The 26,290-nt window shown below is 64.7% G+C and carries 24 protein-coding genes; 10 read left to right on the plus strand and 14 right to left on the minus strand.

Annotation, left to right across the window (positions count from 1 at the left end):
* The first annotated feature begins 25 nt into the window (after positions 1-25).
* The 4 genes from RS897_RS10940 to RS897_RS10955 all read left to right on the plus strand — a co-directional run bounded on the left by RS897_RS10940 (position 26) and on the right by RS897_RS10955 (position 2,711).
* On the plus strand, positions 26-595 hold the full coding sequence (locus tag RS897_RS10940; RefSeq protein WP_315836575.1) for a hydrolase: 570 nt from the start codon (positions 26-28) through the stop codon (positions 593-595).
* Between the two features lie 67 nt (positions 596-662).
* A complete protein-coding gene (locus RS897_RS10945) occupies positions 663-1,709 on the plus strand; it encodes an AbrB family transcriptional regulator (RefSeq protein WP_315836576.1) in 1,047 nt (348 codons plus the stop codon).
* A 149-nt stretch (positions 1,710-1,858) separates the two neighbouring features.
* Complete coding sequence (locus RS897_RS10950) at positions 1,859-2,152, plus strand: hypothetical protein (protein WP_315836577.1); 294 nt, start codon at positions 1,859-1,861, stop codon at positions 2,150-2,152.
* A complete protein-coding gene (locus tag RS897_RS10955; protein ID WP_315836578.1) occupies positions 2,142-2,711 on the plus strand; it encodes a type II toxin-antitoxin system VapC family toxin in 570 nt (189 codons plus the stop codon). Before RS897_RS10950 ends, RS897_RS10955 begins: the two co-directional genes overlap by 11 nt.
* 205 nt (positions 2,712-2,916) lie before the next feature.
* Here RS897_RS10955 and RS897_RS10960 read toward each other — a convergent pair whose 3' ends face one another.
* A complete protein-coding gene (locus tag RS897_RS10960; RefSeq protein ID WP_315836579.1) occupies positions 2,917-3,534 on the minus strand; it encodes a 2-hydroxychromene-2-carboxylate isomerase in 618 nt (205 codons plus the stop codon).
* 172 nt (positions 3,535-3,706) lie between these two features.
* On the opposite strand from RS897_RS10960, the gene RS897_RS10965 reads away from it, so the two are divergent.
* The gene (locus RS897_RS10965; RefSeq protein ID WP_315836580.1) at positions 3,707-4,333 is read left to right on the plus strand and encodes a LysE family translocator; all 627 of its coding nucleotides are present in this window, start codon (positions 3,707-3,709) and stop codon (positions 4,331-4,333) included.
* Positions 4,334-4,392: 59 nt separating this feature from the next.
* On the opposite strand, the gene RS897_RS10970 is transcribed toward RS897_RS10965, so the two are convergent.
* Complete coding sequence (locus RS897_RS10970) at positions 4,393-5,745, minus strand: MATE family efflux transporter (RefSeq protein WP_315836581.1); 1,353 nt, start codon at positions 5,743-5,745, stop codon at positions 4,393-4,395.
* Positions 5,746-6,068: 323 nt separating this feature from the next.
* Positions 6,069-6,665: a DUF2239 family protein gene (locus tag RS897_RS10975; protein ID WP_315836582.1), complete on the minus strand. Its 597-nt coding sequence runs from the start codon at positions 6,663-6,665 to the stop codon at positions 6,069-6,071.
* A 162-nt stretch (positions 6,666-6,827) separates the two neighbouring features.
* Here RS897_RS10975 and RS897_RS10980 point away from each other — a divergent pair, with 162 nt between their 5' ends.
* Entirely contained in the window at positions 6,828-7,493 is a 666-nt protein-coding gene (locus tag RS897_RS10980; RefSeq protein WP_315836583.1) for a glutathione S-transferase family protein, read from the plus strand.
* Positions 7,494-7,669: 176 nt separating this feature from the next.
* Here the strand turns inward: RS897_RS10980 and ggt are convergent, their stop codons facing one another.
* Positions 7,670-9,433: a gamma-glutamyltransferase gene (ggt, locus tag RS897_RS10985; protein ID WP_315836584.1), complete on the minus strand. Its 1,764-nt coding sequence runs from the start codon at positions 9,431-9,433 to the stop codon at positions 7,670-7,672.
* Between the two features lie 151 nt (positions 9,434-9,584).
* On the opposite strand from ggt, the gene RS897_RS10990 reads away from it, so the two are divergent.
* Positions 9,585-10,991 carry an MFS transporter gene (locus RS897_RS10990; RefSeq protein ID WP_315836585.1) on the plus strand — a complete coding sequence of 469 codons (1,407 nt, stop codon included), beginning with the start codon at positions 9,585-9,587 and terminating at the stop codon, positions 10,989-10,991.
* A 10-nt stretch (positions 10,992-11,001) separates the two neighbouring features.
* Here the strand turns inward: RS897_RS10990 and RS897_RS10995 are convergent, their stop codons facing one another.
* From RS897_RS10995 to RS897_RS11010, 4 genes are all read right to left on the minus strand, one after another.
* The gene (locus tag RS897_RS10995) at positions 11,002-11,754 is read right to left on the minus strand and encodes a hypothetical protein (protein WP_315836586.1); all 753 of its coding nucleotides are present in this window, start codon (positions 11,752-11,754) and stop codon (positions 11,002-11,004) included.
* A gap of 11 nt (positions 11,755-11,765) precedes the next feature.
* Positions 11,766-13,358, minus strand: a complete 1,593-nt coding sequence (gene purH, locus RS897_RS11000) for a bifunctional phosphoribosylaminoimidazolecarboxamide formyltransferase/IMP cyclohydrolase (RefSeq protein WP_315836587.1) — start codon at positions 13,356-13,358, stop codon at positions 11,766-11,768.
* Positions 13,359-13,465: 107 nt separating this feature from the next.
* The gene (locus tag RS897_RS11005; RefSeq protein ID WP_315836588.1) at positions 13,466-15,220 is read right to left on the minus strand and encodes a heparinase II/III family protein; all 1,755 of its coding nucleotides are present in this window, start codon (positions 15,218-15,220) and stop codon (positions 13,466-13,468) included.
* Between the two features lie 189 nt (positions 15,221-15,409).
* Positions 15,410-16,750, minus strand: coding sequence for an RsmB/NOP family class I SAM-dependent RNA methyltransferase (locus tag RS897_RS11010; protein ID WP_315836589.1), 1,341 nt, complete (start codon positions 16,748-16,750; stop codon positions 15,410-15,412).
* 170 nt (positions 16,751-16,920) lie between these two features.
* Between RS897_RS11010 and RS897_RS11015 the strand changes: the two genes are divergently transcribed.
* Entirely contained in the window at positions 16,921-17,142 is a 222-nt protein-coding gene (locus RS897_RS11015) for a DUF1674 domain-containing protein (protein WP_315836590.1), read from the plus strand.
* A 166-nt stretch (positions 17,143-17,308) separates the two neighbouring features.
* Complete coding sequence (locus tag RS897_RS11020) at positions 17,309-17,854, plus strand: thermonuclease family protein (protein WP_315836591.1); 546 nt, start codon at positions 17,309-17,311, stop codon at positions 17,852-17,854.
* A 20-nt stretch (positions 17,855-17,874) separates the two neighbouring features.
* Here RS897_RS11020 and RS897_RS11025 read toward each other — a convergent pair whose 3' ends face one another.
* From RS897_RS11025 to RS897_RS11040, 4 genes are all read right to left on the minus strand, one after another.
* Complete coding sequence (locus tag RS897_RS11025; protein WP_315836592.1) at positions 17,875-19,344, minus strand: nucleobase:cation symporter-2 family protein; 1,470 nt, start codon at positions 19,342-19,344, stop codon at positions 17,875-17,877.
* A 394-nt stretch (positions 19,345-19,738) separates the two neighbouring features.
* Positions 19,739-20,269: a L,D-transpeptidase gene (locus tag RS897_RS11030; RefSeq protein ID WP_315836593.1), complete on the minus strand. Its 531-nt coding sequence runs from the start codon at positions 20,267-20,269 to the stop codon at positions 19,739-19,741.
* Positions 20,270-20,571: 302 nt separating this feature from the next.
* Positions 20,572-22,518 (minus strand): acetate--CoA ligase, encoded by a 1,947-nt coding sequence (gene acs, locus RS897_RS11035; protein WP_315836594.1) that lies wholly within the window; start codon positions 22,516-22,518, stop codon positions 20,572-20,574.
* A gap of 372 nt (positions 22,519-22,890) precedes the next feature.
* Complete coding sequence (locus tag RS897_RS11040; RefSeq protein WP_315836595.1) at positions 22,891-23,427, minus strand: TetR/AcrR family transcriptional regulator; 537 nt, start codon at positions 23,425-23,427, stop codon at positions 22,891-22,893.
* Positions 23,428-23,765: 338 nt separating this feature from the next.
* Here RS897_RS11040 and RS897_RS11045 point away from each other — a divergent pair, with 338 nt between their 5' ends.
* Entirely contained in the window at positions 23,766-24,869 is a 1,104-nt protein-coding gene (locus RS897_RS11045; protein WP_407654463.1) for a DNA topoisomerase IB, read from the plus strand.
* A gap of 115 nt (positions 24,870-24,984) precedes the next feature.
* Here RS897_RS11045 and RS897_RS11050 read toward each other — a convergent pair whose 3' ends face one another.
* Together RS897_RS11050 and RS897_RS11055 are read right to left on the minus strand one after the other, a co-directional pair.
* The gene (locus tag RS897_RS11050; RefSeq protein ID WP_315836596.1) at positions 24,985-25,647 is read right to left on the minus strand and encodes a class I SAM-dependent methyltransferase; all 663 of its coding nucleotides are present in this window, start codon (positions 25,645-25,647) and stop codon (positions 24,985-24,987) included.
* A gap of 229 nt (positions 25,648-25,876) precedes the next feature.
* Positions 25,877-26,290 (minus strand): EVE domain-containing protein, encoded by a 414-nt coding sequence (locus RS897_RS11055; RefSeq protein WP_315836597.1) that lies wholly within the window; start codon positions 26,288-26,290, stop codon positions 25,877-25,879.

Below are 26,290 nucleotides of genomic sequence, written 5' to 3' on the forward strand. Positions count from 1 at the left end.
CGAATCCTTTGCAGGAACCGTCACCATGCTCGACCTCGATCCCCGCACCACCGCGCTTGTCCTGATCGATCTGCAGAAAGGCATCATCGGCCGGCCGCTCGAGCCTCGCTCCGGGGCCGAGGTGCTGGCCGAGGGCAAGGGCTTGGCGCAGCGTTTTCGCGCGGCGGGGGCGCTGGTGATTCTGGTGCGGGTGGCATGGGCGGAGGATTTCGCTGACGCGCCCAGGCAGCGCGTGGATGCGCCGATGTCGGTGTCATCGGGCGCTCTGCCCGCCGACTGGATCGAATTGGTCGACGATCTGGCGCATCCCTCGGACATTGTCATCACCAAGAAGCAATGGGGCGCGTTCACGGGAACGGAGCTCGATCTGCAGCTGCGCCGCCGTGGCATCCGAACCATTGTGCTTGGCGGCATCGCCACCAATTTCGGCGTGGAATCGACCGCGCGCCATGCCTGGGAACTGGGCTACGAGGTCGTGCTGGCCGAAAATGCCTGCGCCAGCACCTCGCACAAACTCCACGACATGGCCGTGGGCGTGATCTTCCCCCGGATTGCCCGCGTGGTGCAGGCCGCCGACATTGGTCTGGTGGCGTGAGGGAGCGACGTTGATGGAGGCGGTCGCGAAGCGCCTTTTCGATTCGATTTTGCCGCGATGGGGCCTCATGCTGGTCTTGTCGGCATTGCTCGCCGTTGGCCTGGAATACGCCGGCTTGCCCGCGGCACTGCTGATCGGGCCGCTGCTTGCGGCGGTTGTCGTCGCAGTGACGGCCGGTCCGGTCGAGATCCCGGCGCCGTCCTTCCTGTTCGCGCAGGGAATCATCGGTCTGATGATGGCGCACAGCGTTCCCGTGTCCATTGCCGGCGAGATGGCCAGGGACTGGCCGCTGTTCGTGGCAGGCGTGCTGTCGGTGATGGTGGTGGCCGCCGCGCTCGGCTGGATGTTGGCGCGCTGGCACGTGCTGCCCGGCACCACCGCGATCTGGGGCTCGTCTCCCGGCGCCGCGACCGCGATGATGATCATGGCCGAGGCGCACGGCGCCGACATTCGTCTGGTCGCCTTCATGCAGTATCTGCGCGTGGTCTGCGTCGCGCTGGTTGCTTCCGTCGTCGCCCGCTTCTGGGTGGGAAGCACCGGCGACGCGCGGCCGCAGATCGACTGGTTTCCGGCGGTGGCGTGGCTGCCGGTGCTCGAGACGCTGCTGGTGATCGGGGCGGGGGTGTTGCTGGCGCGGGTGCTGCGTTTGTCCGCGGGCGCGCTGCTGTTGCCGTTGATCCTGGGCCTGGTTCTGCAGCATCTCGGATGGGTCACGATCACGCTGCCACCCTGGCTGCTCGCGATCGCCTATGCGCTGGTCGGCTGGAGCATCGGGCTGCGCTTCACCCGGCCGATTCTCGTCCATGTCGCGCGGGCGTTGCCCCGCGTGCTGGCCTCCACCTTGGCGCTGATTGCGATCTGCGGCCTGCTGGCTGCGTGTCTCGTTGTCGTCGCCGGCATCGATCCGCTGACCGCCTATCTCGCGACAAGCCCCGGCGGCGCGGATTCGGTGGCCATCATTGCCGCGTCGAGCAAGGTCGACATGCCCTTTGTCATGGCAATGCAGACCATGCGCCTGTTTCTGGTGCTGGTGACCGGCCCGAGCGTGGCCCGCTTCATCGCCGGCCGGGTCTCGGCGCGGGATCGGGCGCAAGAGCGAGCCGAAGAACGGTAGGCCGTCGTGCGTCTTTTGCGCGGCGAGCAACTCCTCCACCTCGAACAGCTGCTCCTTACCGAAAAACATCTCGTCGCCGACCGATTGCGAGCGCGACCGCTTGCAATCGTTGGTCAAAATCTATATTTTGTTCAACAAGGAGTCTCGCCATGTTGAAGACGCGCCCAGACGCGCCCGCCACGCCAGCGCAGCCGAACAACCTCCGGCGCCGTGCTGTCATGGAGACAGCGCGCCAACTTGGCTTGCTCGGTGGCGAGAACAGCCGCATCGGCGGCCGCATTCGCCGGGATCTGTTGGCGGCAGCGAAGAAGAAGTCGGGTATCGCCTCCGATACCGAGTTGCTCGAATACGCGTTGGCGAAGGTCGCGATCGAGGACGACTTCGGCACGAAGCTCGTCCGGCGCAAGGGTCGGATCGCACAAGACGTCGATCTTGAGTTTTGATCTCGCCAGAGCACTGCGGCGGATCAAGCCGCAGCGCATGGCGGAGGCAGTCCGCCGGCGACCATTTGAAGCGCTGCCTGCTGTACAATCACCCGTCGCGGCGGGAGCGGAGCTGCTGCTCGACACTTGTGTCTATATCGACGTCCTGCAGGGCCGCACGCCAGCGAGGATGGATGAATTGCTCCAAGTGCGGATCATCAACCACTCGACGATCTGCCTCAGCGAGATGACGCATCTCTTTGGCCGCCTGGACCCGGCGCATGCCGGCACTAAAGGCGTGTTGCGCGAGATCCGACATGCGATCGAGGACATGCCCGATCATCGTCTCTCATCGCCATCTGAGGCGGCGATGGGCGAAGCCGGCATGCTGGCGGGCCTCGTGTCCCGCCTGCTCGGCATGGGTCGCTCCGAGCGGCCGCTGCTGTTGAACGATGCCAGCCTCTATCTTCAGGCGCTTGAGCGCGGCTGGACGGTCCTCACGCGAAATGTTCGGGACTTCGATTGTTTCGACCAACTTCTTCCCGCGAACAAGGTCCTCTTCTATCAACAAGGATCCTGATCAGCAGGTTCGATCCGTCGACGGCAATTGCCGTGCGCGGGCTGTCGGCTTCGATGAGGGTGAAACGGCGTCGCGATCAAAGGCGGACTAGTGCCCCGCATCCGAAGTTCATGATGCATCGCAGCGTTAATCCGCGGCTCCATGCCGGCGCTCAGGCATCGCGTCCGGATGCCCGTGAGGGAGGCCTAAAAATCGGCCGGCGAAATCAGCGGCCCTTCCCCGCCCCCAGCAGCTCCTCCACGTCGCGCAGCTGCTCCTTGCCGAAAAACATCTCGTCGCCGACAAAGAATGTCGGGGAGCCGAAAGCGCCGCGGGCGACCGCGGTCTGCGAATTCTCCATCAGCCGGTTCTTGACGTCGTCGTCCTTGGTGCGGGTAAACAGTCTCGCGGCATCGAGGCCCGACTCCGTCATGGCTTTCACCGCCACCTCGAGATCATCCATCTTCTTCGGCTCGTTCCACATGTGGTGATAGGCGGCCTCGACATAACGATCGAGCACGCCGTCGAATTGCGCGGCGACCGCGCCGCGCATCAGCAGCAGCGTATTGACCGGAAAGAACGGATTCATGGTGTAGGGTTTCAGGCCGTAATGGGTCAGGAAGCGGCGGGTTTCCACCGCGTGGAATTCCAGCTTGTTCTTGACACCGGCGAAGGCCTCCATCGGCGAGCGGTTGTTGGTCATCTTGAACACGCCGCCGAGCAGGATCGGAACGTACTCGAACTTCACCCCGGTGCGCTGCTCGATCTGCGGAATCACCAGATGGCTGAGATAGGCATTCGGGCTGCCGAAATCGAACAGGAACTGGGGATTGGCCGCGGCCATGGTTTCACTCCACATGTGTTATGGCGGGCCTGATCCGCAGAACAACCGCCTCGCGTCAGGCAGCATTAAAGCAAATCATTCTTCCGCGGCAACCCCGTCTCGGGATTGCGGCTGTCGGCCACCCGGATGCGGTGCTAGGGATCAAGGCCTTTGCTGATGACTGGGAGGGGCGATGATCGATCGAACGACGCTGTTGACATACCTCATTGTGCTGGCGGGTTTTGTCGTAATTCCTGGCCCCGCGGTGTTGCTGACGCTCGCCCGTGCGTCCGGCGCGGGTGTCCGGACCGGACTCGCAACCTGCCTGGGCATTGCAATCGGCGATCTCATTCACACTGCGGCCGTGGTTATTGGGCTGTCGGCGGTGGTGATGACCTCGGCGCTTCTGTTCACCATCATCAAATACGCCGGAGCGGCCTATCTGGTGTATCTCGGCATCAGGGCGATGCTGGAGCGATCCTCAGCGGCAGCGCTGATCGCGTCCGCCGTGATCGAGGCACGGGTGGCCCTGCGTCAGGCTATCCTGATCGAGGTGCTGAACCCGAAATCGGCGATGTTCTTCCTGGCTTTCCTGCCGCAGTTCGTCCATCCGGAGAACGGTGCGGTGTCCCTGCAACTGGTGGTGCTCGGAGTTCTGTTCGTGCTGATGGGGCTGATGAGCACGACCATGGTCGCGGTCTGCGCTGGCCGCCTGAGCGGCCTGTTGCGCAGACACCCCGCCGTGATGCGCTGGCAAGGCAAGGCGATCGGGACGATCTACTGTGCGCTGGGCCTCCGGCTGGCGCTGCAGGAGCGGTAGGCTTTCTCCGTCATGCCCGCTTGTCGTGGGCATGACGGAGTGAGGATGATACGTTCTCCCTACACCAGCCGCTGGATCGGACGCTTGCGCCAGATCAGCAGATAGAAGCTCGCCTGCAGCACCAGCATGGCGCAGAAGGTGATGGGATAGGCGATCCACACACCGTCGAGGCCGATGATCCGGCTCAGGATCTGCGCCGAGGGAACCTCGATCGCCGCGATGGCGAAGATCGACAGTCCCGTCGGCACGAGCACCGTGCCGCTGGCGCGCATCACGGCTGAAAACACGCCGGCCATGCCGAACACCACCGAACTCCACAACACCAGATGCAGCGATCGTTGCGCCAGATCGATCACCGGCGGGCTGGTGATGAAAAAGCCCATGATGATGCGCGACAGCGCGTAACCCAGCACCGCCAGGCCGCCGGTGAGGATCAGATTGAGAACGATGCCGGTGCGGGTGATGGTATCGATCCGGTCCAACTCGCCGCGGCCGATCGCCTGCGCCGCAAAGATCGAAGCGGTGATGGCGATCGAGATTGCCGGGAATTGCACATAGCTGATCACCTGGTTGATCGCGCCATAAGCCGCCGTCGCATCCGACCCGTAGCCATTGACCAGGCCGAGCAGCACGATCTCGGCCAATGCCATCGAGGCGATCTGTACGGCGGTCGGGATGCCAAGCCGCAGGATGGTCGGCAGCAGCGACGTTTCGATCCGCATGCCTTGCAGAAACGCCGCGTCCGGCGCCAGCGGGTGGTTTTTCGCGCGCAGATAGAAGCCGTACCAGATCAGCGTGCCCAGGGACGCGACCACCGAGGCGACCGCGGCGCTGGAAACGCCCAGCCGTGGCAGGCCGAACCAGCCGAGGATCAATGCGGGCGTGACCACGAGCCCGATGATGGTGGAGACGCCAAGCGCAATCAGCGGCGTCACGGTGTCGCCGACGCCGCGGGTGAGGCTGGTCGCCAGGATGAAGGCGAACGTCACCGGCATCGTGACCATCATGATCCGGGCATAGGCTGTCGCCTCCGCCAGGATATCCGGCGGCGTCGCCAGCAGCGTCATCAGCTGCGGCGTGAACAAGGCGCCAAAAATCGCAATCAGGACGCCGCCGATCAGTGCGACGCTGAACGCGGTGCCGGCGACGGTCTTGACCTTGTCGCGCAAGCCGGCACCCCAGGCCTGGCCGATCAGGATCGAGGAGCCCGCGCCGAGCCCGATGATGAAGGAGATCAGGAAGAACAGGATCGGAAAGAACACCGATACCGCGGCAAGCGCGTTCACCCCGATCATCTGTCCCAGGTAGACGTTGTTGAGAGTGCCGAACAGCGCCTGCAGGATGTTGCTCAGCATCATCGGCAGCAAAAAAGCGAGATACGTCCTCCAGAGAGGCACGGGATAGGCGGTCATGACTTACGTCCTTCGAATCCTGGCGCGTTAACCGAGCGTGTCGTGAATTTGGTCCGGACCGTCACAGCCGGCGCGCCAACAAAAAGGCCCGGCGTGAAGCCGGGCCTGAGCGATCTCTTCAGAGAAAAGCTCTTCGACTTCAGATCTCCCTGCAGCTGATCGTACCGATCAGTGCTCCCGGAAAAATGCGATCCATCGAAAAGTCCTCGCGTTTGCTGCGCATGGCGGCGCAAAACTCTTGGCGTTCGTCATCGATGATACTCCGAACGGTTGGTTGACGCTGTCATCGACAGGCCACACCGCCAGAAATTCAGACCGCGCCGTCAACTCTCATTGAAGGCTTGGTCGGACAGACGCCGGGCATGGTCACGCACATCCACCGGCCAGGTGTCTGTCAACTGCGCGAACCGGGCCTGGTCGTCGGCGAACAGCGCGCGGATGGCATCCTCATAGTGCGGCCGATTGCCGGCCATCACCGACGCGAAGCGATAGGCCGCCTCGCGTGCACTGCGCTTGCGATCCCTCGCGCCGTGGACCTTGCGCGCGTCCTCGACCAGCTTGCGGATTGCGACCGAAGCGCCGCCGGGCTGCATCGCCAGCCAGTCCCAGTGCCGCGGCAGCAGCGTGATTTCGCGGGCGACCACGCCGAGCTTGGGACGGCCGGGCCCGCGCCGCGGCGCTTCGCTTGGCTCTTCCGCGTCGGCGGGCGCCGCTGAGGACGTCGACGGTAACCGGCTGAGCACGTCCTCGACTTTGCCGCGCAGGTCGATTTCGATGGGCTGGCTGGTCTGCGCGTTGAACACCAGAATGGCGCCATCCGCGGTGTCGGCGGCCTGTTTGACCAGCCGGGCGACCGTACGCAGGTCGCCCTCGGCAATTCGCTGGTCGCCCTGGAAAGCGATGTACATGGGTTGGCTCATTGGAAAACTCGATCCTGATCTCTGCTAATAATACCCGGATAAATTATGATGTCAATATGATCCGGGTAAAATTACCGGAGTGCCTGCTCGTCATTTCGTTTGCCGCCGGGAGCCTGCTACCACTCAGCCAACGATTTCAGTCGTCAACGCCGGGGGGCCTCCATGCTGACAGTGCATCACCTCAACAACTCACGTTCGCAGCGCGTGCTGTGGCTCCTGGAAGAGCTCGGCGTGCCCTACGAGATCGTGCGTTACCAGCGCCAGCCCAACATGCTGGCGCCGAAGGAATTGCGGGCCATCCATCCGCTCGGCAAATCGCCCGTCATCACCGACAACGGCAACACCATCGCGGAGTCCGGCGCGATCCTCACCTACATCGTTGAAGCCTACGGCAACGGGCGATTGATCCCGCCGCCGAACACGCCGGAACGTCTGCGCTACACCTACTGGCTGCACTATGCCGAGGGCTCGGCAATGTTCCCGCTGCTGCTGAAGCTGATCTTCAACCTGATGCCGAAACGCGCGCCGGCGCTGATGCGTCCATTCACCAAAATGATCTCAAGCGGCGCGATGACCAGCATGATCGATCCGCAGCTCAAGCAGCACATGGCGTTCTGGGAAGGCGAACTCGCCAAGTCCGAATGGTTCGCGGGCCCCGAATTCACCGCCGCCGACATCCAGATGAGTTTCCCGCTGGAAGCGGCATCTTCGCGCGCGGGCCTCGAGAGCGGGCATCCCAAGGCGCTGGCGTTCCTTGCGCGCATTCATGCACGGCCGGCGTATCAGCGGGCGCTGGAAAAGGGCGGGCCGTATCAGGTGGGGAAGTAGTCGCTCCACACTCCGCGTCATCCGCGGGCTTGACCCGCGGATCCAGCTTCCTTCACAAAATTAGCTGCGAATGTTGACCTAAAGCTGGATTGCCGGGTTGAGCCCGGCAATGACGGAGTGGGGAGGGTGCGTCGGCGCAAACCCTGTTGGACAAAGTGCGTAACTAAATCCTCGCCCTACTTCCCCGCCGCCGTCGCACCGCGGGTGCGTGGGTCGGGCGCGCCGAGCCATCCGTCTGGTGTTGCCGCAATCGTATTCGCCGAGGTCTGGCCAAGCCCTCCGGTGATCGCATGTCCCTTCGCTTTCAGCCCGGCGAGCACGTCGTCGGGGAAGCCCTGTTCCACGCGCACCTCCTCCGGCAACCACTGCTGATGCAGCCGCGGCAGCGCTACGGCCTGCGCCGCATTGATCTTGTAGTCGATCACATCGACCACGACCTGCAGCACCGCGGAGATGATGCGGCTGCCGCCGGGCGAGCCCGTTACCAGCACCGGCTTGCCGTCCTTCAGCACGATGGTCGGTGACATCGACGACAGCGGCCGCTTGCCAGGGCCCGGCAGATTGGCCTCGAAGCCAACCAGGCCATACGCATTCGAGGCGCCCGGCGCCGCGGTGAAATCGTCGAGCTCATTGTTGAGCAGCACACCGGTGCCGTCCGCGACCAGGCCGACGCCATAGGGAAAGTTCAGGGTGTAAGTGTTGCTGACCGCATTGCCGTCCTTGTCGACGATGGAGAAATGCGTGGTGTTGGTGCCTTCGCGCGGCGCGGCCTGCAGGGTCGCGATTTCCTTGGCGCTCGTCGCCTTGTCCGGATTGATCGAGGCGCGCAGCCTGGCGGCGTAGTCGCGCGACAGCAGTCGTTTCAGCGGGGCGTCCGCAAATGCCGGATCGCCGAGATAACGGGCGCGATCGGCATAGGCGCGTTTCATCGCCTCAATCAGCAGATGCAGCGAGTCCACCGACCCCTGCTTCAGTTCGCCGAGCTTGAAGCCCTCGAGAATGTTCAGCGTTTCCAGCAGCACGATGCCGCCGGATGACGGCAGCGGCATCGAGATGATGTCATACCCGCGATAGCTGCCGCGTACCGGTTTGCGCACGATCGGCTGATAGTTTTTCAGGTCGTCCAGGCTCATGATGCCGTTGGCTTTGTCGATGGCCGCAATCAGCTTGTTCGCCACCGTGCCCTGGTAGAAACCCGCCGGGCCCTGTTCGGCGATGGCTTCCAGCGTGGTGGCGAGATCGGCCTGCACCAGCCGGTCGCCGTCGCGCAGCACCGTGCCGTCGGGACGTGCGAACAGTTTCGCACTCGACGGCCAGCGCGCGAACCGCTTCATGCCGTCGGGCAGCGTATCGGCAAGATCGTCTGTGACGACAAAACCGTCACGCGCCAGCGTGATCGCGGGCGCGAGCAGATCCTTCAGCGCAAAGCGGCCGGAGCCGTAGCGCTCCAGCGCCAGCGCGAGGCCGGCGACGGTGCCGGGCACGCCGATCCCCAGCGCGGAATCGCGAGACTTCGCGATGTCAGGCCTGCCGTCGGCGCCGAGGAACACGTCGCGGGTGATCGCCGCGGGGCCGGTCTCGCGATAGTCGATGGCGAAAGCCTGCTGGTGGTCGCTCAGATGAATCACCATGAAGCCGCCGCCGCCGAGATTGCCGGCGCGGGGATAGGTCACCGCCATGGCAAAGCCGGTGGCCACAGCCGCGTCCACCGCATTGCCGCCGCGCGCCAGGATGTCCGCGCCGATCCCGGCCGCGATTTTTTCCTGCGCCACCACCAGGCCGTCCTTGGCGGTCACGGGCGTGATGGTGCTGCTGTAAGACGGATTGTAGAGGCTGGTCCGCGCATCCTGCGCGCGTGCAGGTGTGTGGGGGCCGCACAACAGGAAGAGGGCAACGGTTGCGCCGTGCGCCAAAGCCCTGAGCTTATTGGGATGATTCATCCTGCCTCCCGTGTCGGCCGCAAAGGTTGGTATCCCACGTTCATCAGATGTTATGACAGTTGCGGTCGAATCGACATGGCCAGTGCGGAATGCTGGCCATGTCGCGACACGAATCACCATGCTCCGGACGGGGCGTGCCGGAGCAACAGGCATGACGCAATCTTCCACGGCGGCTGATGGGCCCGCGTCCGCGCTGCGCCGCTATCCGCCCCGGTCCGCGGTGATCGGCTGGATCTTTTTCGACTGGGCGGCGCAGCCTTATTTCACCCTGATCACCACTTTCGTGTTCGCGCCCTATTTCGCCACCCATGTCGCCGCCGATCCCGCCACGGGCCAGGCGATGTGGGGCTACGCCACCGCGTCCGCTGGTCTCATTATCGCGCTGATGTCGCCGGTGCTCGGCGCCATTGCGGATGCCAGCGGCCGGCGCAAGCCCTGGATCGCCGCGTTCGGCGCGCTCTTGGTAATCGGCGCATCGCTCCTGTGGATCGGCCGGCCCGGCGATCAGGCGGTGATCCTGCCGCTGTTGATTGCGTTCGGCATCGCCACCATCGGCGTCGAATTCGCCACCGTGTTCAACAATGCGATGATGCCGACCCTGGTGCCGCCAGAGCGGATCGGGCGACTATCAGGCACCGGTTGGGCCACCGGTTATATCGGCGGCATCTTCAGCCTGATCCTGGTGCTGGGTTTCCTTGCCGCCAATCCGGAAAACGGCCGCACGCTGTTCGGCTTCACGCCGCTGTTCGGCCTCGATCCCGTGACCCATGAGGGCGATCGCATCACCGGCCCGCTCACCGGGCTGTGGTTCATCATTTTCGTGCTGCCGATGTTCCTGCTGACGCCGGACTACAAGGCGAAGCTGCCGGTGCGCACCGCTGTGCGCCAAGGCCTTCGCGAACTGCGCGAGACCCTGGCGAGCTTGCCGGGCAACCGGCAGATGGCGACCTTCCTGATTGCCAACATGGTCTACACCGATGCGCTGGTGGCGCTGTTCGCGTTCGGAGGCATTTATGCCGCGGGCACGTTCGGCTGGCACACCATCCAGATCGGTCTGTTCGGAATCCTCTTGGCGATCTCCGGCACCTTCGGCGCCTTCATCGGTGGCAAGCTCGATGATCGTCTGGGTCCGAAAAAAGTCATCGCCGGCAGCATGCTGATCCTGCTGCTGGCGATCATCTTTATTTTGTCGATCGATCGCGACCGGCTGTTCTTCGTGATCGCCGTCGCACCGCCGGTGGCGGGCAACGGTCTGTTCGGCGCGCCGGCGGAGAAGGCCTATGTGGTGCTCGGTGCGCTGATCGGCATGGCGGCGGGACCGCTGCAGGCGGCGTCGCGCACGCTGTTGATTCGCCTGGCGCCGCACGATCGCATCACGCAATATTTCGGCCTGTTCGCGCTGTCGGGCAAGGTCACCTCGTTCATGGCGCCGCTCGCGGTCAGCCTGGTCACCGGCTACACCATGAGCCAGAAAGCGGGCATGGCGGTGCTGATCGTGTTCTTCACCGCCGGCCTTGTGCTGCTGGCGCGGGTGCGCGAACCGGATCGCGTTTCTTAGCCCAGGTTTCTTAGCCCAAGTAGAATTCGAAAAACGTCGTGATCGGCGCCGTTGCCACCAGCGCCGGCAGCGGAAAGTTCCGCCATGGCGCTGCCACGTCGACGGTCGCAAAGGTCTGCAGGAAGGCGTCGCGCAACGTCGGCTTGATCGCCTCGGTGTGAGTCAGGAACTGGCCCCAGCTCGACTGGCCGCTGAGGCGGACCTTTGCCGCGGGCGTGCGCGAGGCGCCATAAGCCGGCGGGAACAGCCGGCGATAGGCCTCGAGATGATAGAGCCACGAGGTGCCCAGGATCGCTTGCGCCGCCGGATCCTCGCTGCGGATCAGCGCGCAGATCTCGGCCAGCTCCTGCTGGCGGCGTTCGGCCTTGGAGCGGTGCAGTGGGCTGAGACCGTCGCTGTCCCGGTTGAGGAAGTGGATGCGCACGATGCCATTCGCGTCGGAGGGATCGACCCCGAAGCAGCCGATGAAGCGGCGATGCGCGGGCAGGGTCTCCTCGGGGCCGCGTGAAAACATCTCCTGGGTCCAGGCGACGCGATCATTGTGATCGCTGAAGTGCTCCAGGCCGGCGACATAAGGCGCCCATTGTGGCGACACGCCCAGATGGTCCGGATCGCCAAGGCCGAAGCGCCGGTGCAGGTTGGTGAAGGTAAGCACAGCCTCGTCCAGCGGCATCGGCATGCGCTGCGCCAGCAGCTCCGCAAAACGCAGCTGCAGGGAGAAGAATTCACGCAGCCGTTCGGCGCGTGCGCGGCGGTCAGTCATTCAAAAATGCTCTAGTGCCGGAAATGCCTGGTGCCGGTGAACACCATGGCGATGCCATGCTCGTCGGCGGCCTTGATCACGAGGTCGTCGCGCATCGAGCCGCCGGGCTGGATCACCGCGGTGGCGCCGGCTTCGATCGCCACCAAGAGGCCGTCGGCGAACGGGAAGAACGCGTCGGACGCTACCACCGATCCCTTGGTCATCGGTTCGGACAGCTTCATCTCCAGCGCCGCGTCCTGTGCCTTGCGCGCGGCGATGCGGGCCGAATCGATCCGGCTCATCTGCCCGGCGCCGACGCCGACGGTGGCGAGGTTTTTCGCATAGACGATGGTGTTGGACTTGATGTGTTTGGCGACGCGGAACGCGAAGCGCAGATCCAGCAGCTCGCTCTCCGTCGGCGCGCGCTTGGTCACGGTCTTGAGGTCCATGTCGTCGACCACCGCATTGTCGCGGGTCTGCACCAAAAGACCGCCTGCGACGGTCTTGGCGGTCAGGCCCAGCGCGCGGGGATCGGGCAGGGCGCCGGCCAGCAGCAGGCGCAGGTTCTTCTTGGCCGCCACGATGGCGATGGCCTCCTCGGTGGCGTCGGGCGCGATGATCACCTCGGTGAAGATCTCGGTGATCGCGCGCGCGGCATCCGCTTCCAGCGTGCGGTTCAGCGCCACGATGCCGCCATAGGCCGAGGTGGAATCGCAGGCCAGCGCCTTGCGATAGGCGCTGATCATGTCCGGGCCCTCGGCGACGCCGCAGGGATTGGCATGCTTGACGATCACCACCGCCGCGGTGCGCTTGGCGTCGAACTCGCCGATGCATTCATAGGCAGCATCAGTGTCGTTGATGTTGTTGTAGGAGAGCTGCTTGCCCTGCACCTGCCGCGCGGTGGCGACACCGGGGCGGCGCTCGGGCAGCGCATAGAACGCCGCCTTCTGGTGCGGGTTCTCGCCATAACGCAGCGCTTCCACCAACCGGCCGCCGAAGCTGCGGAAATCCGGTGCGTCGATCTTCAGCTGGTTGGCAAACCAGTTGGAGATCGCGGCGTCATAGGCGGCGGTGCGGGCATAGGCTTTTGCGGCAAGGCGGCGGCGCAGCGTTCGCGTGGTGGCGCCACCGTGGGCGGCGAGTTCGTCAAGCACGCTCTGGTAGTCGGCGGCTTCCACCACCACGGCCACGTCGTCGTGGTTTTTCGCGGCGGCGCGAATCATCGCGGGGCCGCCGATGTCGATGTTCTCGATGCAGTCCTCTTCGCTGGCGCCTTTGTCGACGGTCGCCTCGAACGGATAGAGATTGACCACCAGCAGGTCGATCGGGACGATGCCGTGCTGGCTCATGGCGCTGGCATGTTCCGCATTGTCGCGAATCGCCAAAAGGCCGCCATGCACTTTCGGATGCAGCGTCTTGACCCGGCCGTCCATCATCTCGGGAAAACCCGTCAGCTCCGAGACGTCCTTGACCGCGAGGCCCGCCGCCGCGATCGCCTTGGCGGTGCCGCCGGTCGACACCAGCTCCACGCCGTGGCCGGCCAGCGCCTTGGCGAAGTCGATCAGGCCGGTCTTGTCGGAAACGGAAAGCAAGGCGCGGGTCACGCGGCGCGGATGGTCGGTCATGGCTCAAAATCCAGCGGGAGGAGAGCCGCCGGGTAGCATGATTTGAGGGGGCGAGAAACCGCAAAAACCGCACTTTTCCGGCATTTTCCCGGCCGGGGGCATTCCGCCTACAGCGGCAACTCCGGCTCGCGGCGGGCGTTGCGGCGGGCATTGGTGGCGGAGGCGGAGGAGGCCGAGCGCGCGAAGCTCCAGCGGACGCTGGGCGCCTGGCGCGCGCTCTGCTGGATCACGATCTGCACGGTGCGGCGCGGGCCGTCGGAGCCGGCCAGAAACACGCTGTCTTCCAGCTCGACGCGATCGTCCAGCGCCTCGAAGGTCCACACATCGCGGTTGGGCAGCACCAGCATCACGCCCTTGGCGTCGCTGAGCCGCGAGGCCTTGACCGACGGATGCAGGTGGAACCGGAGTGCGAAGTCGTCGGTGCCGGCCTTGAAGCGGTGGTTCGCCGGGCTCACCAGCGTGTCCTCGCCGTCGATGCGGCTGCCGTCATTGGCGACCAGCAGCATGCGCCGGTGCACCATGCCGAACTGCGGCACATAGCCGTCATGCGACGCCGTCAGCAGCGTGCCGTTGCCGACGTGCTCGCGCTCGACCTCGACAATCGTCGGTCCGCGGGTGACCGGCGCGCCCTTCAGCAGCCGTTTCATGGCCGACAGTTCGACAAACTGGCACGACGAGGTGCCGTGATAGGTCAAAGTGGAATGCGCCGGCGTGCCGCGCGCGAACGCACGCCAGTTGTCGCGCCCGGTGGCGGGCATGCCGCAATTGGTCAGGATCCGGCTGGTGCCGGCGGAGAGTTCGAACGCCAGGCACCCGGCATGGGCATCGTGGCTCACGGTGGCCGGCGGCGGCGGCCCGGTGTCCATGATCAGTGTCAGCGGACCGGCTTCGAGCCGCTGAAAGCCGGTGTGCGGCATGCTCGCCATCGGGTTGCCATGGGTGTCGTCATAGGCGAGCAAGGTGGCGACCTGATCGGTGGGCGTGTTGCTCATGCCGTTGAACAGGGCAAAGCTGCCGTCGCCATGGCGGAAGAACCGCAGCATCGGCATCATGCGGTCGATGGCGTTGAGCAGGGCCGGCGGTGGCGCGATGTTGCGGGCCGAGAATGTCTGGCGCAGCGGCAACAGGTCCAGCAGCAGTTCGATCAGCGTGCCGGGATTGCGCGAGATATGCCCGCCGTCAGGCAGGATCTGCCGCTGCAGCTCGTCGGAGAGCTTTCGCGTGGCATTGCGGATCTGCTTGGCCTGGTTGGCGAGGCACAGCGAGGCATAAGTCAGGGCGATCATCACCTGCAGCCGCGGCTGGCCGTCGGTGATGTCGACCATGGTGTGGCGCAGATAGCGGATCTCGCGGGTCAGCGAGCGCAGATAACGACGGTAGAACTTGCTGTCGGTGTCGGACAACACCAGCGGCGCCTGCGCCAGCAGCGAGATCACGCGCCGCGCCAGCACGTCGGCGCGCCAGGCGATCTTGCTGGTCTTGCCCTGATTGGTCAGCCAGTCCTCGGTCAGCGAGCGGGCGTTGGCGCGGGTCAGCGCGGAATCCGCCGCGCGCAGATGCCGCAGCCAGCCGAAGCCGAGCAGCGCCGCCTCCCAGTCCTCCGACGGCGGCTCCAGTTCGAAGATCGAGCGGCTGTGGGCGGTGACGATCTTGCCGGCGAACACAAAACGCCCGGCATAGATCTCGGCGGCGCGGGTGGCGTCGGTGGTGCGCAGGTCCTGCGGCGCGATGATCAGCCGGTCGGTCCGCGACGGGAACAGCCGCGACAGCATAACGGACCCGCCGCTGAAGCGCGCAGCGGTCTTTCTCGCAAAGCGGCCAAGCAGAAGAGTCGAAATCCGTCTTCGTTGAGCGGCCGTCACGCGCACCTGTTATCTAGAGTGGAGAATCAGTGCACTCTTTTAATCCGGAAATGTGCTGAAAACACCCTACCGGACAGACCCTAACAAAGCTCCATGAGTCGCAACATGAGCCGCGTAACGGCCTGAATGGCCGACCGAATCAGTGCGCGGCCAGCCGACCGACGTGCCACTGATTCGGGAGCAGTGCTTTCAGGCCTTGATCAGCCTTGCCGCGTAGAATCCGTCCATGCCGGCAAGCCGCGGATCACTGTGGGGCAAATGGCAGGGCAGCGTGCGGACGTCGCCCTGGCGGCTGATGACCTCGGTTAGGCCGCCGACTTCAGAGGCCTCGACCGGCGCGCGCCGCATGCCTGAGTCGCTCGCCAGCAGCGCATCGATGGCGTGCTCGCCTTCCTCGGGTTCCAGCGAACAGGTGCAGTACACCAGCGTGCCGCCTGGCTTGAGCAGCGCCACGGCTTTTTGCAGCAGCCGGCGCTGCAGGGCGGCCAGCGCACTGATGTCGGCCTCCTGCTTCAGCCAGGCCACGTCGGGATGCCGGCGGATGGTGCCGGTGGCGGCGCAGGGCGCGTCGATCAGCACGCCGTCGAAGGTCTCGCCCGGCCATTCCACCGCGTCGGCCACGATGGCGGTGGCGTCCAGCGAGAGCCGGGTGAGATTGTCGCGCAGACGCGCGACGCGGGCGGGCGAGCGGTCGATGGCGGTGACGCGGGCGCCGGCCTGGGCCAGTTGCGCGGTCTTGCCGCCGGGCGCGGCGCAAAGGTCTGCGATGCTTTTGCCATTGATGTCGCCAAACAGAGTGGCCGGCAGCGCGGCGGCGGCGTCCTGCACCCACCACTGGCCCTCGGCAAAGCCGGGCAGCATGGTGATCGGGCCGTGCAGCAGGGTGCGCACGGTTCCAGTCGGCAGCGCTTCGCCCTGCAACCGCGAGGCCCAGTGAACCGCGTCGGTCTTGACGGTGAGGTCGAGCGGCGGCTCGTGGCTGATGGCGCGCACGATCGCTTTCGCGGTGTCCTCGCCATAGTGGGCGATCCAGCGCGTCAGCATCCAGGGCGGCACATCCAGCGATTGCGATTCGACTTCGTTGATCAGTGGTTGCGCTTCGCGCGCGCAGCGGCGCAGCACGGCATTGACGAGGCCGGCATATTTCGCGGCGCGCCGGTCGGCCTGCACCAGCCGCACGGAAAGATCCACCGCCGCATGATCCGGCACGTCCATCCAGAGAATTTGCGCCGCCCCGATCAGCAGCGCGCTTTGCGCGCGCGGCGCGTCGGTCGGAATGCCTTTGTCGAGCAGCCGCGACAGCACATGGCCCAGCGTGCCGAGCCGGCGCAGGATGGTCGCCACCAGCCGGCGCATCAGCGCGCGGTCGCGATCCGACAGGGTCTTCAAACCCGGGTGAGCGGCGGCGCCGTCGAGCTGATCGTCGAGCATGCGCCGCTTGTGCAGCACGCCGTCGAGGATATCAGCCGCAATCCGGCGCGTGGCGAGGCCGGGAACCTCGGTGGGCGGAGCGAATCGCGAAGGCTTCATGCGCGGTAAACAACACTGACAGACAGGAAAAGGGAACGGCGACTGCCGCTGTGGCGGGATGTGGTCTTTGTGCCACGTGAATATGCCGAATATAAGAACGCGTCAGCCACTTCACAGGGCCGCTTCGACTGTTTATCTGCTGCGACGGAGGAGCGATCGGAGTTTTTCAAATGACGACGGACAATAGCAAGCAGGCGTCTTCGTCGACCGAATCGTCACCAGGCAAGGTGTTATCGCCGGCCGCCCAGCGCGCGCTGGCCGAGGCCGAAGAACGACGCGCCAAAGCGCAACAAGATACCGATGCGAAGCCCGGGGAGTTGCAGGGGCCGAAGGGCCTGGAGCCGACGCGTTACGGCGACTGGGAGCACAAGGGCATCGCCTCGGACTTTTGACGAGTCGGCACCGCCTTACCGTCGGCGTGGATATCGGCCGCGGCCGACCTCGACAAGCTTTGCCTGGATAAAGGTTTTGTTCTGGATTTGTGCTAGAGTGTGCACGCCCTGAGTCCCGCCTGAAGCTTTCTCGTCCATGTGGCTGCACCCGCGAATCAACGCTCCCATGCGCAGCCGCATCGCGGCGGTGCTGCCGTGGGTGTTCGTGATCGGGGTTGCGGTCGGCTCCCTGCTGCCGCTGCGCAAGTGGGTGCACATTCCCGGACTCAATTTCGAGACATCGCGCTCCTGGCCCGATCCGGCTGCCGAAATTCTGGGCGGCCGCACCGGCGGCGCCGACATCCGGCTTCCGGTCGAGGTGCTGCGGACCATCGACGGCGATACGTTTGTGGCGCGGGTGCGCCTGCGCGATCCCGATCGCACCATCGTCACGCGGGTGCGACTGCGCGGTGTCGATGCACCGGAATTGAAGGCCGCCTGCGAGAAGGAATGGAAAATGGCGCAAGCGGCGTCCGGCGCGCTGCGCGCGCTCCTGAATGAAGGTGGCGTCACCATCTACAATGTCGGGTCCGACAAATATGCCGGCCGCGTGGTCGCGGATGCCGCGACCACGCGCACTTCGAATATCTCGAGCGCGCTGTTGGCGGCCGGCCAGGTGCGCCGCTACGACGGCGGCCACCGCAATGGCTGGTGCAGGATCTGGGATCGCTGACGAGCAGCGATCTCAGCCGATCAGGCATGCGCCATCATCGGCACTTCATTGCCTCGTGCGTCGTAGATCTTGCCGTTCTGCACGTAGTCGCCGTCGTGCAGTTCGGCGATGGTATGCTGGCGGATGATGCGCTCGGTGCCTGCGACAAACACCGATTGCTGGTCGGAGTTGCCGGCCTTGACGTGATTGAACACGAGGTTCAGCACGATGGCCATGATCGCGGCCGAACTGATGCCGGAATGGAAGATGGTCGCGATCCAGCTTGGGAAGTGCTCATAGAACTGCGGTGCGGCGATGGGAATCATGCCGAAGCCGATCGACGTCGCCACGATGATCAGGTTCATGTTGTTGCCGTAGTCCACCCGCGACAGCGTGCGGATGCCGCTTGCCGCCACGGTACCGAACAGGATGATGCCGGCGCCGCCAAGCACGGAGGGCGGCACCGCCGCGACCACGCGGCCCATCACCGGCAGCAGTCCCAGCGCAACCAGGATCACGCCGCCGGTCGCCACCACATAGCGGCTTTTCACGCCGGTCACCGCAACCAGGCCGACATTCTGCGCGAATGCGCTCTGGGTGAATGATCCGAACACCGGCGCGATCAGGCTCGACAGCATGTCGGCGCGAAGTCCATCGCCCAACCGGCGCGAATCCACCTTGGTCTTGATGATTTCGCCCACGGCCAGGATGTCGGCCGAGGTCTCCACCAGGGTCACGATGATGACGATGACCATCGAGACGATGGCCGCGATCTCGAATGTCGGCAGGCCGAAATGGAACAGTGCCGGCAGCGCCAGATAGGCGCCGTTGCCGACTTGCGAGAAGTCGGTCATGCCGAGCAGCAGCGCGATCACCGTGCCGATGATGATCGCCAGCAGGATCGACAGCCGCGAAATGGCGGAGCTGCCGAGCTTGCTCAGCAGCAGCACGATGATCAGCGTCCCGGCTGCAAGCCCGATATTGGCCATGCTGCCGAAGTCGGGCGCCTTGCTGTTGCCGCCCATGGCCCAGCGCGCGGCCACCGGCAGCAAGGTGAGGCCGATGGTGGTGATGACGGTGCCCGTCACCACCGGCGGGAAGAACCGGATGATCTGGGAAAAGATCGGCGTGATCAGCAGCCCGAGCAGTGATGCGGCCATCACCGCACCCAGCACCGCTCCCATGCCGCCGCCGCTGGTCATGATGGCCACCATGGTGGCGACGCCGGCAAACGAGACGCCTTGCACCAGCGGCAACCGGCAGCCGAAAAACGGAAGGCCGATGGTTTGCAGGATCGTTGCAAGACCGCCGGCGAACAGCGATGCGGTGATCAAGAGGCCGATATCGCTGGGCGGCAGTCCAGCCGCCTGGCCGAGGATCAGCGGGACGGCGACAATGCCGCCATACATGGTGAGGACATGCTGAAGCCCAAAAGCGAGATTGGCGCCTACGCCCAGGTTCTCGTCTTCCGGCCGCTGCGCCGATGCCTCTCCCGTCGCATTGAAATGCACGATAGGATCCTCCGATGTGTTATCTGATCCCGGGTCGTTGCGCCCGGGACTGAGGCTGCAAGCCTCTGAGGCTGTAAGCCTAGCTCGATAACGATCGGCGGATTTTCCGGATTCCTTTGAAACTGCTTCCGCGTGGAGGCAGGCTGCGGCTTGATTTGATTGCGCCGTCTCGATATTTGCCACGCGCTGCGTGCGCGTTGGGAACCCCTCACCCGGATCGCTGCGCGTGTCCGACCTCTCCCCAACGGAGAGAGGTGAAAGAGAAAGCGTCTTGCTTGGAGTTTGCGTCGTTTTCACCTCTCCCCGCTGGGGAAAGGTCGGCGCAGCGCGCCGGGTGAGGCGGCATTGCCGCAGCTGAAACAGACAACTGCCAGGTTGTGGCTTCTCGAACGACTCAGCGCGACGTCACCACCACCGGCGTACCCACCGAAACCCGATCGTACAGGTCGGTAATATCCTCATTGTACATGCGGATGCAGCCGTAGGACACGAAGCCGCCGATCGACGCGCGCATGCTCGGCGCCGTGCCGTGGATGGCGTACTGGCCGCCACCGGACAGCGTCATCGCGGCGACGCCCATCGGGTTGGCGGGCGAGCCGCCGGGGATCACGTCGGGCATCGAGGGCTTGTCGCGCTTTACTTCGGCGGGCGGTGACCAGGCGGGGTTGCGATACTTGCCGTCGATGCGCGCCGAGCCGGCCCACTGCTTGCCGGCCTTGCCGACGCCGACCGGATAACGCACCGCGTGTCCCTCGCCGAGCACCAGATAGAGTTTGCGCTGGCCGGTCTTCACCACGATGGTGCCGGGCTGATAGGCCTCCGGGAACGCCACCAGGTCCGGGCGCGCCTGCGCCGGGCTCAAGGCCACAAGGCTGCCGGCCATCGCCAGCACGGCCATCACTCCAACCGACTTTTTCGCCGACATTCCCGTCTCCAATTTCAATTCCGCGCCGGATCTGGCTCGAGAGCCAAGCCCATGCGTGTGCAATAAAAAATGTAGGTCGCGAGGCCTGCCAATCGGTTCAAAAGACCCGCAATCCGCGCCGTTAAAAAGAAAATTGCGTCGACAAAGTAAATGCCCGGAAAACAACACTCGTCCGCAAAGCGTCCGCCGGCCCGGGTTGGGTGTTGAAAAGTGCGTGATGGTGGCGTGAGGGCCGCAGGGTCGAAGAAAAAGGCCCCGGATTCCGGGGCCTTTGGGGGTTCGAAAACCGGTCCGGGGAAGTCTTAACCCTTCTTCTTGTTTTGCCGGTTATGCACGAGGTCGTCGACCACGGCGGGGTCGGCCAGCGTCGAGGTGTCGCCCAGCGCGCCATACTCGTCCTCCGCAATCTTGCGCAGGATGCGGCGCATGATCTTGCCGGAGCGGGTTTTCGGCAGGCCCGGCGCGAACTGGATCAGGTCCGGCGAGGCGATCGGGCCGATGTCCTTGCGCACCCAGGCCACCAGCTCCTTGCGCAGCGCTTCGGTGGGTTCGGCGCCGACCATCAGCGTCACATAAGCATAGATGCCCTGGCCCTTGATGTCGTGCGGGTAGCCGACCACGGCGGCTTCCGACACCTTCTCATGCGCCACCAGCGAGCTTTCCACTTCCGCCGTGCCCATGCGATGGCCGGATACGTTGATGACGTCGTCGACCCGGCCGGTGATCCAGTAATAGCCGTCGGCGTCGCGCCGGCAGCCGTCGCCGGTGAAGTACTTGTTGGCGTAGGTGGAGAAGTAGGTCTGCATGAAACGCTCATGGTCGCCATAGACCGTGCGCATCTGGCCCGGCCACGAGCGCGAGATGCAGAGATTGCCTTGGGTTTCGCCCTCCAGCACCTTGCCGTCGGCGTCCACGATCTCCGGCACCACGCCGAAGAACGGCCGCGTTGCGGAGCCCGGCTTCAGCGCGGTCGCGCCCGGCAGCGGCGTGATCAGAATGCCGCCGGTTTCGGTCTGCCACCAGGTGTCGACGATCGGGCAGCGGTCGTCGCCGACCACGCGGTGATACCACTCCCATGCTTCCGGATTGATCGGCTCGCCGACCGAGCCGAGCAGCCGCAGCGACTTGCGCGAGGTCTTCTTCACCGGGTCGTCGCCGAACTGCATCAGTGCGCGGATCGCGGTTGGCGCGGTGTAGAAGATGTTGACCTTGTGCTTGTCGATCACATTCCAGAACCGCGAATTGTCCGGATAGTTCGGCACGCCTTCGAACATCAGCGTGGTGGCGCCGTTGGCCAGCGGTCCATAGAGAATGTAGCTATGGCCGGTGACCCAGCCCACGTCGGCGGTGCACCAGTAGATGTCGCCGTCATGATAATCGAACACATATTGATGCGTCATCGATGCGAACACCAGGTAACCACCGGTGGTGTGCACCACGCCCTTCGGCGCGCCGGTCGAGCCCGACGTATAGAGAATGAACAGCGGATCTTCCGCATTCATTTCCTCGCACGGACAATCCGCCGGCACCGATTTGGCGGCCTCGTCATAATAAATGTCGCGGCCGGCTTTCATGGTGACGTTGCCGCCGGTATGGCGCACCACGATGATGCTCTCGACACAGCCGGCCTTGTCGGCGGCGGCATCGGCATTGGCTTTCAGCGGCACTTTCTTGCCGCCGCGCAGGCCTTCGTCGGAGGTGATGAGCACGGCCGAGGTCGCGCCTTCGATGCGGCCGGCCAGCGAATCCGGTGAGAAGCCGCCGAACACCACCGAGTGGATGGCGCCGATGCGGGCGCAGGCCAGCATGGCGTAGGCCGCTTCCGGAATCATCGGAAGATAGATGGTGACGCGATCACCCTTCTTGACGCCGCGCGCCTTCAGCACGTTGGCGAATTTGCAGACTTCGGCGTGCAGCTCCTTGTAGGTGATCTTTTTGTCTTTGCCGGGATCGTCGCCTTCCCAGATGATCGCGGTCTGGTCGCCGCGCGTGGCGAGATGGCGATCGACGCAATTGTAGGCGACATTGAGCACGCCATCCTCGAACCATTTGATCGAGACTTGGCCCGGTGCGTAGGAAACGTTCTGCACCTTGGTGAAGGGCTTGATCCAGTCCACCCGCTTGCCGTGCTCGCCCCAGAAGCCGTCGGGATCGCTGATGGAGCGCGCATACATCTCGCGATAGCTGGCGTCGTCCAGATACGCGCGCTTCGCCCACTCGGCGGTGACCGGATAAAGCTTCTCAGACATGTTTCCTCCACATCGAACTTCGCCGCGCAGGCTTGGTGCGGGCCAACGCTGTTTGTTCCGTCGATTATGCGCCGCCCTTTACGGCGTCGACAAGCTGAAAGGAATAGGACGAAGGGCTAAAACGGGACGAGATATGGTTCGACCGACGTAATCCGTCATCCTGAGGTGGCCGCGCGTAGCGCGGCCCTCGAAGGGCGACGGCCAATACCTTGAGATACCTTGGCCGTGCATCCTTCGAGGCTCGCCCAGCAGTGCGAGAGCACTGCAAGGCTCGCACCTCAGGATGACGGAGTTGGTGCAGCAGTTGCCACGCACCAACGACAGGAACTTTTCTGTCACGGGTGATGGATTGATGAATGTGGCGACAGGTCGCTACGTCTCTGTCAGTCCCAGCAACGTTTCGCGCACCGCAACGATGTCATCGGCGCCCAGTCCCGCGACAACCGCGCCCGCAACCGCAAGTGTGATCACGGTCGCGAGCCCTTGCGGCAGTCCGTCGGCTCGCGCCGCGTCGCGCCAGCGACCATCCGCCGCGCGCAGGGCCGCGCGTGCCGGCGCGTCCGGCGGCAGCGCCGTGCGCAGGATGCCGAGCAAGGCATGGGGCGATCGTCCCTCCACATCAGCGTCGCTCAGCGCTGTGCGGATATGGGCGCGCAACCAGCCGCCGGTGTCGCCGGGGCGTCGGGTGCCGGCCGCGATCCATGCGGCGGTAGCTGCGTCGATCCGGGCGACGCGGCCCTCGACCAGGGCGATGAGCAGCTGCTCCTTGTCGGGAAAATGATAGAGCAGCCCGCCCTTGCTGACGCCGGCCTCCGCGGCCAGCCGGTCGAACGTCAGCGCATCCAGGCCGTGGCGGACAATGAGGGCCCCGGCCGCCGCCAGCAGGTCGGATCTTTTGCTTGCCCGCATCGGTCACCTTAACTATACCGTCTGGACGGTAAAGCTAGAAGGCTTGGATTCCCATGGCAAGAGGCCCATTTATCAGCGGTCCCCGGCCCGGTTTCACTGATCGGGAACCAACCATGCCGAATCGGCATTCCCGTATGGCTGCGCCTCCCGTATAGGGCCTATTACCGCCGATCTGACGGTCCTGCACCAGTTGTTGCAGCCTCGTCCCAGGAACGTCAGATCGAAAAGCGGTAATAGAATCATAAATTTACGAGTGCCCCTGATGCATCCGAAGTTCGCATCAGAGGCTGCTACGATGTTTCGCGAACTTCGGATGCGGGGCACTCGCGAGAGGCGTTATGAAACTGGACCAGCAGACCCTTCGAAAGGCCATGGCGGCACGGGTTGAACCCGTGGTCGTGTTGCCGCGCCCGGAAGCGCCAAAGGCGGGCATGCTGGCGCGCAAGCTGGGGCTCAAGCTCGGCGACCAGAGCGAATTGACCATCCGCCGCATCAAGCGCGGCCGCGGCTACAGTTTCATTCGCGAGAACGGCAAGCTGGTCCGCCAGTCCTGGGAGATCAGGCGCTTCAATGCGCTGGCCGTGCCCCCGGCGTATCAAGACGTGCGTTACGCCGCCGATCCCACGGTGCATCTGCAGGCGGTCGGCCGCGATGCCGCGGGACGGCTGCAATACCGCTATCATGCCGACTGGGAGCAGGTGCGCGAAACCCGCAAGGCGCACCGGCTGGCGACGCTGGTCGACGCGCTGCCGAAAATTCGCCGCGCCACCGCAAAGCATCTCGCGGGCGAGCTGCCGACGCGTGAGTTCGCGCTGTCAGCGGTGATCGAATTGATCGCCCGCACGGCCATCCGTCCCGGCAGTGAATCCTATGCGCGGCTGAACGGCACCCGCGGCGCCGCCACCATGCTGAAGTCGAACGTGACGCTGGAGGATGACAGCTTCATTCTCGCGTTCCGCGCCAAGGGTGGCAAGCAGGTGCGCAAGGAATGCAACGCCGCGAGCCTGGTGCGCGCGATGGGCATCCTGCGCACGGTGCCCGGCAAACGCATCTTCCAGTATCGCACCGACTCCGGTGTCATCCGCCAGGTCTCGGCCACGCAGGTCAACGCGTTCCTGCGCGAGATCGCCGGCATCCGGATTTCGCTGAAGGACTTCCGCACCCTGATGGCTTCCGCCGTGGTGATGGAATCGCTGGCCCGCGTGGTGCCGGCCGATAGCGCCCGCGCCCGCCGCAAGCAGGTGCTGGACGCCGTGCGCGCCGCCGCGGATGAGCTCGCCAACACACCGGCGATCTGCCGTCGCAGCTACGTGCACGACACCATCGTCACCGCGTTCGAAGACGGCATCCTGGAGCGTTTCGCCTCGACGCTGAAAGGCTGCCGCTCGGTGGTCAAACGCGAGCAGTTGCTGGCGAAGGTGGTGGCCGCTGCGGCGGTGTGATTCCTCAGTCTGTAGGGTGGGTTAGCGCAGCGTAACCCACCATTCGCACGCTCCAGCATAATGGTGGGTTACGCCTTCGGCTAACCCACCCTACGCGCTGAGCGCGAGACGCGCCTCACGCCAGCGTCCACACCACCGTGTGCTTGATCTCCGCATCCTCCAGCTCCCGCGTCACCGGCACGCGATAGTCCGCGAGCTGCCGCAGCTTGTCTTTCGGCAGATAACTGCGGCCGGGATCGCCGATCAGCACGGTGGCGCCGCGTTGCGCCTGCCGCGCGAGAAACGCGAAGGCGCGTTCCGCGGTGTCGCGCTCATAGAAGATGTCGCCGGCGAGAATGGTTTGAGCGGTGATCGAATGGTCGCCACTCAGCAGGTCGGCCAGCTCGCAGGTCACAGCCACACCATTGATCTCGGCATTCAGCGCGATCGCGGCGCGGGCGAACGGATCGATGTCGGCGGCCACGACGCTGCGTGCGCCGGTCATCATCGCCGCAATCGCCACCAGCCCCGAGCCGGATGCGAGATCGAGCACATCGCGGTCGATCGCCGCCGTCGGATGATCGATGATGTAGCGCGCCAGCGCCTGCCCGCCCGCCCAGGCGAACGCCCAGAACGGCGGCGGCAGCCCGCTCTCGCTCAGTTCATCCTCGGTCTTGGTCCACAGCGGCACGGCTTCGTCGGCGACATGCAGCGAGATCTCCGGCACCAGCGGCACCGGACGCAGTCGGGTGTTGGCGCGGATGAAGGCGGCGGGGTCGGTGATGCGCGGGGAGGTCATGCGGGGATGACGTGTGTGGAAGACGCACCGCATTTCCACGCCGTCGTGGCTAGGCTCGTTACCGTCTCTCGTTTGTCGAAGCGCATCATCCCCACCGCGTCATTGCCGGACTTGATCCGGCAATCCAGCTTTGTCACGGCAAGTTCAGCTCCAAGATGGATCACCGGGTCAAGCCCGGTGATGACGCAGGGAGTGGAGAGGTGCTTTGCCCAACAAAGCAGGAGCGGCCTCACACCCCGCCCAACTTGCACACATGCTTCCACTGCTCAGCCGTCACGCTCTGCACCGACAGCCGCGAATATTTCACCAGATCCATCTCGGCCAGCGTCTTGTCCGCCTTGATGGCCGCCAGCGTCACCGGGGTCTTCAGCGGCTTGTTGGCCTTGATGTCGACGCAGACGAACTTGCCGGTCTTGTCGCTGGGGTCGGGATAGGCTTCGCGGATGATCTCGGCGATGCCGACGATCTCCTTGCCCTCGTTGGAGTGATAATAGAAGGCGAGCTCGCCCTTTTTCATCTTCTCCAGGTTCTGCTTTGCGGTGTGGTTGCGCACGCCGGTCCAGGCTTCGCCCTTGGCACCTTTCGCGACCTGCTGGTCCCACGACCAGGTCGACGGTTCCGATTTCACCAGCCAGTAAGCCAT

This window comes from Bradyrhizobium prioriisuperbiae (assembly GCF_032397745.1).
Lineage (GTDB): Bacteria > Pseudomonadota > Alphaproteobacteria > Rhizobiales > Xanthobacteraceae > Bradyrhizobium_A > Bradyrhizobium_A prioriisuperbiae.